The organism is Nonomuraea maheshkhaliensis (assembly GCF_039529435.1).
Lineage (GTDB): Bacteria > Actinomycetota > Actinomycetes > Streptosporangiales > Streptosporangiaceae > Nonomuraea > Nonomuraea maheshkhaliensis.
The window spans coordinates 1-9,315 of the sequence record NZ_BAAAMU010000219.1 but is presented as its reverse complement, the minus strand read 5'-3'; the positions used below and the strand labels follow the sequence as shown (position 1 = coordinate 9,315).

At 71.1% G+C, this 9,315-nt stretch carries 9 protein-coding genes; all 9 read left to right on the top strand.

What is annotated here, in order from left to right:
* Positions 1-2,405, top strand: a 2,405-nt coding sequence (locus tag ABFX54_RS54795; protein ID WP_346115278.1) for an Rne/Rng family ribonuclease, incomplete at its 5' end; no start/stop codon positions are given.
* 214 nt (positions 2,406-2,619) lie between these two features.
* Positions 2,620-2,922 carry a 50S ribosomal protein L21 gene (gene rplU, locus ABFX54_RS54790; RefSeq protein WP_080046162.1) on the top strand — a complete coding sequence of 101 codons (303 nt, stop codon included), beginning with the start codon at positions 2,620-2,622 and terminating at the stop codon, positions 2,920-2,922.
* A 15-nt stretch (positions 2,923-2,937) separates the two neighbouring features.
* Positions 2,938-3,198, top strand: coding sequence for a 50S ribosomal protein L27 (rpmA, locus tag ABFX54_RS54785; protein WP_106250486.1), 261 nt, complete (start codon positions 2,938-2,940; stop codon positions 3,196-3,198).
* A gap of 148 nt (positions 3,199-3,346) precedes the next feature.
* Positions 3,347-4,699, top strand: coding sequence for a GTPase ObgE (gene obgE / locus ABFX54_RS54780; RefSeq protein WP_346115277.1), 1,353 nt, complete (start codon positions 3,347-3,349; stop codon positions 4,697-4,699).
* 165 nt (positions 4,700-4,864) lie between these two features.
* The gene (locus tag ABFX54_RS54775) at positions 4,865-5,497 is read left to right on the top strand and encodes a flavin reductase family protein (RefSeq protein WP_346115276.1); all 633 of its coding nucleotides are present in this window, start codon (positions 4,865-4,867) and stop codon (positions 5,495-5,497) included.
* 93 nt (positions 5,498-5,590) lie between these two features.
* Positions 5,591-6,709 carry a glutamate 5-kinase gene (proB, locus tag ABFX54_RS54770; RefSeq protein WP_428834668.1) on the top strand — a complete coding sequence of 373 codons (1,119 nt, stop codon included), beginning with the start codon at positions 5,591-5,593 and terminating at the stop codon, positions 6,707-6,709.
* A 76-nt stretch (positions 6,710-6,785) separates the two neighbouring features.
* On the top strand, positions 6,786-8,060 hold the full coding sequence (locus ABFX54_RS54765) for a glutamate-5-semialdehyde dehydrogenase (RefSeq protein WP_346115275.1): 1,275 nt from the start codon (positions 6,786-6,788) through the stop codon (positions 8,058-8,060).
* Between the two features lie 50 nt (positions 8,061-8,110).
* Complete coding sequence (locus ABFX54_RS54760) at positions 8,111-8,287, top strand: hypothetical protein (protein WP_346115274.1); 177 nt, start codon at positions 8,111-8,113, stop codon at positions 8,285-8,287.
* A gap of 82 nt (positions 8,288-8,369) precedes the next feature.
* Positions 8,370-9,315 (top strand): serine/threonine-protein kinase (locus ABFX54_RS54755; protein ID WP_346115273.1); only part of this gene is annotated, 946 nt, incomplete at its 3' end.

Genomic DNA, 9,315 nt, shown 5'->3' with positions numbered 1-9,315 from the left:
AGAAGACGGCCGGTGGTCGTGCGGGCCGGGCCGGTCGCGTGCGCCGCCCGGCCAGCGCGGAGCCCGCTGCCGGCGCCGATGTCGAAGCCGTTTCCGGGGCCGCTGCCGCTGCCGGGGCCGTTTCCGGGGCCGCTGCCGGCGGGGACGTGGAGGCGGCGCGGGCCGAGGCCGATGAGGCCGATGAGGCCGACGACGACATCATGGAGATCCTGCCCGAGGACGAGCCGCTCGACGACGAGCCCGCCGGTGAGGATCTCGACGAGGACAACGTGCGCCCCAGCCTGCTCGCCGACCCGTTCGGGATGACCGCCCGCAGGCAGGACGAGCCGGGCACCGCGTTCCAGCGGCCGGCCGCGATCTTCGCGCCGCTGTTCCAGGCGCCCGACCCGAGCAAGGCCAAGCCCGCCGTCGCCCGCAAGGCCGAGGCGCCGCAGCCCGTCGCCGAGCCCGAGGCCGAGGAGGCCGAGGAGCCGGTCGACGAGGTGGCCGCCGAGGAGGAGACCGACCTCGACACCTCCGACGAGCAGGAGGAGGAAGAGCCGCGCGGCCGCCGCCGTCGCCGCCGCGGGGGCGGCAGGGGCCGCGGCAAGGCGCGCGAGCGGGACGACGCCGAAGACGGCGAGGAGTCCGAGGACGACGACTCCGACGAGCAGGGCGAAGAGGCGCAGGAAGAGGAGGCGTCCTCCTCGCGCCGCCGGCGCCGCCGTCGCCGCAGGGGCGGTGACGAGGGCTCCGAGCCCGCCAGCGACGACCCGCCGAACACGGTGGTGCGCATCCGCGCGCCGCGCTCGGGCCGTTCCGCCTCGCTCGACACCGCGACCGACGGTGTGCAGAGCGTGCGCGGCTCGACCCGGCTGGAGGCCAAGAAGCAGCGCCGCCGCGAGGGGCGCGAGCTCGGGCGCAGGCGCCCGCCGATCATCACCGAGTCGGAGTTCCTGGCCCGCCGCGAGTCCGTCGACCGCATGATGGTCGTGCGGCGCGTGGGCGACCGTACGCAGATCGCGGTCCTGGAGGACGGCGTGCTCGTCGAGCACTACGTCAACCGCGAGGCCAGCCAGTCCTACGTCGGCAACGTCTACCTCGGCAAGGTGCAGAACGTGCTGCCGTCGATGGAGGCGGCGTTCGTGGACATCGGCAAGGGCAGGAACGCCGTCCTGTACGCCGGCGAGGTGAACTTCGACACCGCCGGTCTCGAAGGCCAGCCGAAGCGGATCGAGTCGGCGCTCAAGTCGGGCCAGTCCGTGCTCGTGCAGGTCACGAAGGACCCGATCGGCCACAAGGGCGCCCGCCTGACGTCGCAGATCAGCCTGCCGGGACGCTACCTCGTCTACGTGCCCGACGGGTCGATGACCGGCATCAGCCGCAAGCTGCCCGACAAGGAGCGCACGCGGCTGAAGAGCATCCTGAAGAAGGTCATGCCGGAGAACGCCGGTGTGATCGTGCGCACGGCGGCCGAGGGCGCCTCCGAGGACGAGCTGGCCCGCGACGTGGCCCGGCTGTCGGCGCAGTGGGAGAACATCCAGAAGAAGGCCAAGTCGGCCAGCCCGCCGGAGCTGCTGTCCGCCGAGCCCGACCTGACCATCCGGGTCGTGCGCGACGTGTTCAACGAGGACTTCACGAACCTGGTCGTGCAGGGCGAGGACGCCTGGGAGACGGTCGACGAGTACGTCAAGTACGTCGCGCCGCACCTGGCCGAGCGCCTGTCGAAGTGGAACGAGGGAGAACACGGCGACGTGTTCGCCTCCTACCGGATCGACGAGCAGCTGAGCAAGGCGATGGAGCGCAAGGTGTGGCTGCCGAGCGGCGGCTCGCTGGTGATCGACCGTACCGAGGCGATGACCGTCGTCGACGTCAACACCGGCAAGTTCACCGGCCAGGGCGGCAACCTGGAGGAGACCGTCACCAGGAACAACCTGGAGGCGGCCGAGGAGATCGTGCGCCAGCTCCGCCTGCGCGACATCGGCGGCATCATCGTCATCGACTTCATCGACATGGTGCTGGAGTCCAACCGCGACCTGGTGCTGCGGCGGATGCTGGAGTGCCTGGCCCGCGACAGGACCAAGCACCAGGTCGCCGAGGTCACCTCGCTGGGCCTGGTCCAGATGACGCGTAAGCGGGTCGGTCAGGGGCTGCTGGAGGCGTTCTCGACGCCGTGTGACTGCTGCAACGGGCGTGGCCTGATCGTCTCCACCGAGCCGGTCGAGAGCAAGCCCGAGCCGCGCGGCACGCAGGGCAAGATGGCGATCGAGAAGGCGGTGTCGGACAAGGTTTCCGCGGCCAAGGACTCCGCCAGCCGTGATACCGTGACCGGTGCGCTTGAAGACGTCCCGGCCGAGGACGACCAGGCAAGCCAGACTTCCGGCAGAGGGCGGCGACGCTCCCGCCGAGCCAAGTCGGCCGACTAACCTCGGCTGACTTCCGACGATCCGTCCGGTTCGCCTAGGGCACCGTTAATCCGGTACCCTGGTGAATCGGTGCGTCAGGTGACGTGCCCTGTTGGCGCGCTTACTCGGTTCGTCGTTTTAGACAGGCTGAATGACAGGCGCAGCATTCGGCGGCCACCTCGATGAGGTAGCTGATGTTCGAACAGCAACAGTGAGTCAGTAGAAGGGTTCCGCGGTGTACGCGATCGTTCGTTGCGGCGGCAGGCAGCAGAAGGTCTCCGTCGGTGACGTCCTCGAGGTGGACAAGGTCGCCGGCGAGGTCGGCTCTTCGGTATCGCTGCCGACGGTGCTCGTCGTCAACGACGGCGATGTGACCACGGAGGCGGGCAAGTTCACGGTCAACGCCGAGATCCTCGGTGAGACCAAGGGCCCGAAGATCCGCATTCTCAAGTACAAGAACAAGACCGGTTACAAGAAGCGCCAGGGTCACCGCCAGCGGTACACCCAGGTGAAGATCACCGGTATCGAGCAGGCCTGAACGGGAGTTTGAGAGATGGCACACAAGAAGGGCGCGTCGTCCACCCGGAACGGTCGTGACTCCAACGCCCAGCGTCTGGGCGTCAAGCGCTTCGGTGGTCAGCTGGTCAACGCGGGCGAGATCATCGTCCGTCAGCGTGGCACCCACTTCCACCCCGGTGACAACGTCGGCCGCGGTGGCGATGACACGCTGTTCGCGCTGGCCGCGGGTCACGTGCAGTTCGGTGTCAAGCGCGGCCGCAGGGCCGTGAGCATCGTCCCCGTCGCCGCCGAGTAGGTTCTTCCTGCTTTTCGGCCTCGGGCTCGTCGCTTCAGGGGTGGATCGATCCGTACGGATGCGATCCACCCCTTGGTGTTTCCCGGGCCGGTCGGCGATGGGTTGTCAGTCATGAGAGGCCCCTGGCGGGGCGATGGAGGAATGCGGGATGCCGGACTTTGTGGACCAGGTGGTCCTTCACATCAAGGCCGGTGACGGGGGAAACGGGTGCGCCTCCATCCACCGGGAGAAGTTCAAGCCGCTCGGCGGGCCCGACGGGGGCAACGGCGGGCGCGGGGGCGACGTGATCCTTGAGGTCGATCCCAATACCGCGACCCTGCTCGACTACCATCACCGGCCCCACAGGAAGGCCCCCAACGGCAAGCAGGGGCAGGGCTCCAACCGCGACGGCGCCAACGGTGAGGACGTGGTTCTGTCCGTGCCCAACGGCACCCTGGTGAAGGACTCCACCACCGGTGAGGTGCTGGTCGACCTGGTGGGGGCGGGCACCCGCTACGTGATCGCCGAGGGCGGGCACGGCGGGCTCGGCAACGCGGCGCTGGCCACCACCAAGCGCAAGGCGCCCGGGTTCGCGCTGCTCGGCGAGCCGGGCGACGAGCTCGACGTCATGCTGGAGCTCAAGAGCGTCGCGGACGTGGCGCTGGTCGGCTTCCCCAGCGCGGGCAAGAGCTCGCTGATCGCGGCGCTGAGCGCGGCCAAGCCGAAGATCGCCGACTATCCTTTCACCACCCTGATCCCCAACCTGGGCGTGGTGACGGCGGGCGACCACGTGTTCACCGTGGCCGACGTCCCCGGGCTGATCCCGGGCGCGTCGGAGGGCAAGGGGCTCGGGCACGAGTTCCTGCGGCACGTCGAGCGGTGCGACATGCTCGTGCACGTCATCGACTGCGCCACCATGGAGCCGGGGCGCGACCCGGTCACCGACTACGAGGTGATCGAGGCGGAGCTGCGCGCGTACGGGAAGCTGGAGGACCGGCCGCGGCTGGTCGTGCTGAACAAGGCCGACGTGCCCGACGCGCGGGAGCTGGCCGAGCTGGTCGCGCCGGAGTTCGAGGCGCGCGGGCTGAAGGTGTTCACGATCTCGGCGGCCACGCGTGACGGGCTGCGGGAGCTGTCGTACGCGATGGGCGAATGGGTGGCGGCGGCGCGGGCCAACAAGCCCGTCGAGGAGCCGACCCGGCTGGTCATCAGGCCCAAGCAGCTCGGCGCGGCCGGGTTCAAGGTGCGCAGGGTCAACGACAACCTGTTCCAGATCACCGGGGAGAAGCCGGAGCGGTGGATCAGGCAGACCGACTTCAGCAACGACGAGGCGGTGGGTTACCTCGGTGACCGGCTCGAACGGCTCGGGGTCGAGGTCGAGCTGGCCAAGCTCGGCGCCAAGGCCGGGGCCGAGGTGGTCATCGGGCCGATGGAGGGCGGTTACGTCTTCGACTGGCAGCCCACGCTGAACGCCGAGACGGTGCGGCAGGGGCCGCGCGGGTCGGACAACCGGCTGGGGTAGGGCGGCGCGGGTCGGATCACCGGCTGGGGTAAGGCGCGCGCGGGTCGGACCGCCGGCCGGCCGTACGGGATGGTCTCGATCCTTCGCGGTCGGGGCCGGCGTCGGTCGATCGTCGCCGTGACACTTCGGCGCCGGGCGAGACATCCGGATCTTAGGCTGCGGACCATGAACGCCGCATCCATCCTGCCCGCGCGGGCCCCTCACCTGGTGATCGAGCCGAGCATCCTGTACTTCGGGACGCCGGTGGTGCTTCTTTCGACCGAGAACGAGGACGGCTCGGTCAACCTGGCCCCGATGTCCTCCGCGTGGGCGCTCGGGCAGACCGTCGTGCTCGGTCTGGGCCGCGAGGGACAGACCGCGCGCAATCTCGGCGAGCGGCCCGACCTGGTGATCAATCTGCCCGACCCGGCTCTGTGGCCGGCGGTGGAACGGCTGGCGCCGCTGACCGGCCGGAACCCGGTTCCCGCCACCAAGGCGGAGCGCTGTCGTTTCGAGCCGGACAAGTTCGGTGCGGCGGGGCTGCACGGCGAGCCTTCGCACGTGGTCCGGCCGCCTCGCGTCGCCGAGTGCCCCATTCAACTGGAGGCTCGTGCCGAGCGGGTACGAACGGACGTCCGCGAGGAATTCGTCATCGTCGAGGCACTCGTGCAGAAGGTGCACGCCGACCCCCGGCTCGTCGTCCCCGGCACCGACCACGTCGATCCCGCCGCCTGGAGCCCGCTCGTCTACAACTTCCGCCACTACTTCGGGCTCGGCCAGGAGCTCGGCCACTCCTACCGCACCGAGACGCCCCGGTGACGCGCGCCGGGTCGCCCTGGTGACGCGGCCGGCCGCGGTCAAGATCGTCGGCCGGTAACGAGGGGCGTCCGGGGAGCGGATAGGCTGCCAGACGTGCGGGAACAGATCAGCTCAGCGTCGAAGGTCGTCGTCAAGGTCGGCTCTTCCTCGCTCACCACCCCTCAGGGCATGATCGACGTGGATCGCGTGGACGCCCTGGTCGACGTGCTGGCGGCGCGGCGCCGTACCGGGGCGCAGATCGTCCTGGTCTCCTCGGGAGCGATCGCGGCGGGCCTCGGCCCGCTCGGGCTGAGCGCGCGACCGCGCGACCTGGCCACCCAGCAGGCCGCAGCCTCCGTCGGGCAGGGCGTGCTGGTGGCCCGCTACACCTCCTCCTTCGCCCGCTACTCGCTGCGCGTGGGGCAGGTGCTGCTGACCGCCGACGACATGATGCGCCGCGCCCACCACGCCAACGCCCAGCGCACGCTCGCGCGGCTGCTGGAGCTGGGCATCGTGCCCATCGTCAACGAGAACGACACCGTGGCCACCGACGAGATCCGCTTCGGCGACAACGACCGGCTGGCGGCGCTGGTGGCCCACCTCATCCACGCCGACGCGCTGGTGCTGCTGTCCGACGTCGACGCGCTCTACGACGGCCCGCCCAGCCGCAGCGGCTCGCGCCGGCTGGCCGAGATCCGCGGCCCGGAGGACCTGGTCGGGGTCGAGCTGGGCAAGAACGGCGCGGCGGTCGGCACCGGCGGCATGGTGACCAAGGTGCAGGCCGCCAGGATCGCCACCGGCGCCGGCGTGCCCGTGGTGCTCACCGCGGCCGCTCACGCCGCCCAGGCGCTCAGCGGGGCCGACGTCGGCACCTACTTCCACCCCGGCGGCCGTCATCCGGGCACGCGCCTGCTCTGGCTCGCGCACGCCACCACCGGGCGCGGCCGGCTCCATCTCGACGCGGGCGCGGTGGAGGCCATCGTGGGGCGGCGCAAGTCGCTGCTGCCTGCCGGGGTGACGTCGGTGGAGGGCGAGTTCGCCGCGGGCGATCCGGTCGATCTGTGCGGTCCGCAGGGGCTCGTGGTGGCCCGCGGCCTGGTGAACTTCGACGCCGTCGAGATCCCCGGTCTGCTGGGGCGCTCCACGAGGGAGCTGGCGAGCACGCTCGGTCCGGAATACGAACGCGAGCTCATCCACCGCGACGACATCGTCATACTGGAAGCGCACAACTGAACCGCCCCGACGAGGGCCCCGCCCCGCGCCGGCACACGCGGGGGAGCGGGACGGCCATGGTGATGAGGGAAGAGCGATGAGCACAGAGTTCTTGAAGGTCGCCCAGGCGGCGCGAGAGGCCGCCGCCGAGCTGGCCCCGCTGCCGCGCGCGCCCAAGGACCGGGCGCTGCGGGCGATCGCCGACGCCCTGGTCGCCCACACGGCCCAGATCGTCGCGGCCAACGCCGAGGACGTCGAACGGGCCAGGGCCCAGGGCACGTCCGAGGCCATGGTCGACCGGCTGCGGCTCGACGAGGCCAGGATCGCCGCCGTCGCCGACGCCGTACGCGAGGTGGCCGACCTGCCCGACCCGGTCGGCGAGGTCGTACGCGGCTCGACGCTGCCCAACGGGCTGGAGCTGCGCCAGGTCAGGGTGCCGCTGGGCGTGATCGGCATCATCTACGAAGGCCGTCCCAACGTCACCGTCGACGCGGCCGCGCTCTGCCTCAAGAGCGGCAACGCGGCGCTGCTGCGCGGCTCGTCCAGCGCCTACTCCTCCAACACCGCCCTCGTCCGCATCATGCAGGAGGCCCTGGAGGGCACCGAGGTGCCCGCCGGGGCCGTCCAGCTCGTGCCCGGCCAGACCCGCGACTCCGTCAAGGAGCTCATGCGGGCCAGAGGGCTGGTCGACGTGCTGATCCCGCGCGGCGGCGCGTCGCTGATCAACTCGGTGGTCGAGGAGTCCACGGTGCCGGTGATCGAGACCGGCGTCGGCAACTGCCACGTCTACGTGGACGCCGAGGCCGACGTCGACCTGGCCGTGCAGATCCTGCTCAACGCCAAGGCGCAGCGGCCGTCGGTGTGCAACGCCGCCGAGACGTTCCTGGTGCACGAGGACATCGCCGCCGCGTTCGTCCCCAAGGCCCTGGAGGCGCTGCGCGAGGCGGGCGTGACCGTGCACGGCGACGAGCGGATCGCCGCTCACGGGCCCGATGTCGTGCCCGCGACCGAGGACGACTTCTACGCCGAATATCTCTCGCTCGACATCGCCGCCGCCGTCGTCGGCTCGCTGGAGGAGGCGGTGGCCCACATCAGGCGCTACGGCTCCGCCCACACCGAGGCGATCGTCACCCGCTCGCAGCGGGCCGCCCGCAGGTTCGTCACGCTCGTCGACTCGGCGGCCGTGGCGGTCAACGCCTCCACCAGATTCACCGACGGCGGAGAGTTCGGGTTCGGGGCGGAGATCGGCATCTCGACCCAGAAGCTGCACGCGCGCGGCCCGATGGGGTTGCCCGAGCTCACCTCGACCAAGTGGATCTATACGGGTGAGGGGCATTTGCGCACGTCAGAGGGTACGGTGGTGGCCGGTTAGTCGGCGTGTCGGCCTGACCGGCGCCATGCGCCGTAGGTTGACTGGGAGCCATGGAAATCGTCGTCGCCCTCGTCTTCTCGGCGGTGGTGCTGTTCGCCGCCGACCGGCTGCTGCTCTGGCTGGAGCGCCGGGGTCACGTCAACTGGCGCAGGAAGGGCCGTCGCCGGCTGTCGGAGGAGCCCACCGCGCGGCTCGACAGCATGCTCACCGATCACACTCGCGGATAATCCATCGGCGTGCCTCAAGCGGCAACTCGCGTACCGGCGCTAGGGTTGTGTCCCTTATGGCTGCGCCGGGCGGGGAGGGACGGTGAGCAAGCTCGGCAAGGTCGGGCCGTACACCCTGATCGAGCGGCTCGGCCGCGGCGGCATGGGTGAGGTCTACCTCGCCAGCACCCGCCGTGGCGAGCAGGTCGCTCTCAAGGTCCTGCACGACCTGGCCGAGGACGAGACCTCACGCATCCGCCTGGAGCGTGAGGTGCGCGCGCTGCGCAGGGTCGAGAGCCCGTATGTCGCCAAGGTCCTCGACGCGGACCTGAACGGCGCGCGGCCGTACCTGGTCATGGAGCACATCGAGGGCGTCACGCTGCTCGACCAGGTGCGCCAGAGCGGCCCCCTCGACGTGGCCGGGCTCGTCGACATGGCCCAGGGCATCGCCGCCGCGCTCGCCATCATCCACGCGGCCGGGGTCGTCCATCGTGACCTCAAGCCCGGCAACATCATCATGGGCACGCAGGGGCCGGTGCTGATCGACTTCGGCATCGCCCAGGTGCTCGACGCGACCCGGCTCACCATGACCGGCACGTTCCTCGGCACGCCCGGCTACACCGCGCCGGAGATCTTCGCCGACGAGAACGTCGATTCGCCCGCCGACGTGCACGCCTGGGCGGCCACGGTGGCGTTCGCGGCGACCGGGCGGCCGACGTTCGGACGCGGCACGGCCGAGGCGCAGATGTACGCGGTGCTGAACGGGCAGGCCGACCTCAAGGGCGTGCCGGTGGAGCTGCTGCCGCTGGTACGGGCCGCGCTCAACCGGGAGCCGGGCAAGCGGCCCACGGCGGCGCTGCTGGCCGACCGGCTGTCCAGGCTGGCTCGGGCCACCAACGCGACCGAGACGGATCCGCCGGCGGGTGGTGGGCGCGCGGGCGACACCGGGGAGGAGCCGGTACGCGGCCGGGCCGCGGATGAGCCGGCCGCGGCGCGGGGCGAGGCCAAGGCGCGCAGCAGGCCCAACGTGCTGCCCGCCGAGGGGAAGG